Below are 1879 nucleotides of genomic sequence, written 5' to 3'. Positions count from 1 at the left end.
CCGGACGACGCCGCGCGTGCCGCGGCGGCGGAGATCCCCGAGGTGGCGGCGCACGCGGCGCGGCTGCGCATCGCCGAGGGGCCCGACATGCTGCGGCCGATGGGCGTGCTGCGCGGCGAGATCGCCAAGCGCGCGCGCCACCTGCCGATCCGCACCCTGCTCGCGCGCGCCGGCCCGGCGATCCAGGCGATCAAGCCGGTGTTCATGATGAGCCCGCTCTCCGTCGCCGCCTTCCTGGACCCGGCCGCGATCGCCTTCGACCTCCTGGTGATCGACGAGGCGAGCCAGATCGAACCCGTGGACGCGCTCGGCGCGGTCGCGCGCGCGCGCCAGATGGTTGTCGTCGGCGACGACCGGCAGATGCCGCCCACGCGCTTCTTCGCGCGCCTGACCGGCGACGACAAGGAGCCGCAGGACGACGACACCCTCGCCACCGCCGATGTCGAGAGCATCCTCTCGCTCTGCACCGCGCGCGGCTTTCCCGCGCAGATGCTGCGCTGGCACTACCGCAGCCGCCACGAGAGCCTGATCGCGGTCTCCAACCGCGCCTTCTACGAGAACCGGCTGCTGGTGATCCCGAGCCCGCGCGCGCGCAGCCCCGAACTCGGCCTGTCGCTCGTGCGCGTGGACGGCACCTTCGACGCCGGCGGATCGGGCACCAACGCGGTCGAGGCGCAGGCAGTGGCCGAGGCCGTGCTCGCGCACGCGCGCGCCCATCCCGAGGAGACGCTCGGGGTGGCCGCCTTCTCGATCCGCCAGCGCGACGCGATCCTGGACGCGGTGGAGGCGCTGAGGCGCGCCCATCCCGACACCGAGCCGTTCTTCGCCGCCCATCCGCACGAGCCCTTCTTCGTCAAGAACCTGGAGAACGTGCAGGGCGACGAGCGCGACGTGATCCTGATCTCTGTGGGCTACGCGCGCGCCCCCGACGGGTCGCTCGCCATGCGCTTCGGCCCGCTCTCGGCCGAGGGCGGCGAGCGGCGGCTGAACGTGCTGATCACGCGCGCCAAGAAGCGCTGCGTGGTGTTCTCCGGGCTCACCGCCGACGACATCGACCTCAGCCGTGCCTCCGGCCGCGGTGTGGCGGTGCTGAAGGAGTTCCTCGCCTTCGCCGCCGGCGGAACGGTGGCGGCCGCCGAGGCCATGGGCGAGGACGACGTGGCGCTCACCGACGCGATCGCCGCCGCACTCGAGGACGCGGGGCTCGCGGTCGCGCGGCGCGTCGGGCTCGCCGGCCTGTTCGTCGACGTTGCGGTGAAGGACGACGACGGCTACCGGCTCGGCGTGCTGACCGACGGCGCGTTCTACGCCGCTGCCCGGTCGGCGCGCGACCGCGACCGGCTGCAGGAGGCCGCACTCGCGCGCATGGGCTGGCGGCTCGCACGCTCCTGGGCGGCGGACTGGCTGGTGCGGCCGGAGGCCGAAGCGCGGCGGCTCACGGCCCTTGCGGGCGTTGCGGTACAGGAACAGACCGGCGCGACGCCCCCGCCGCACCCGCACGGGCTCGCCACCCCCTATGCGCCGGCCGCAGTCGAGGTGCCGAAGGACACCCCGCCCGAGGCGATGCCCTTCGCCCGGCTCGCCGGCATCGCCGCCGCGATCGTGCGTGCCGAGGCGCCGATCCATACCGAGGCGGTGATCGCGCGCGCCGCCGCGCTCTGGGGACTCGCCGAGCCGAACGCGAAGCAGCGCGCCGCGATCGCGCAGGCGCTGAGACTCGCCAGGGAGCTGGACGGGCTGGTGGTGGAGGGCGAGTTCTGGCGCGCCGAGGACAGCGCGATCGTGCCGCGCGACCGTGCCGCGCTGCCCGCCGCATGGCGCCGCGCCGACTGGCTGCCGCCGGCCGAGATCCGCGCCGCCCTGCTCGCCGCCCTCGAGG

Annotated in this window: 1 protein-coding gene; it reads left to right on the top strand. The window is 75.0% G+C overall.

All coding sequences use genetic code 11. The features are described 5' to 3' along the window. Window positions 1-1879: AAA domain-containing protein (locus tag FK498_RS18530; RefSeq protein WP_237561020.1), on the top strand; the 1879-nt coding region annotated here is incomplete at both ends.

The sequence above is a fragment of the Elioraea sp. Yellowstone genome, from assembly GCF_006704265.1.
In the GTDB taxonomy this organism is placed as follows: domain Bacteria; phylum Pseudomonadota; class Alphaproteobacteria; order Acetobacterales; family Acetobacteraceae; genus Elioraea.
Note: the sequence above shows the minus strand (reverse complement) of the source record. Positions and strands in the feature narration are given on the sequence as shown.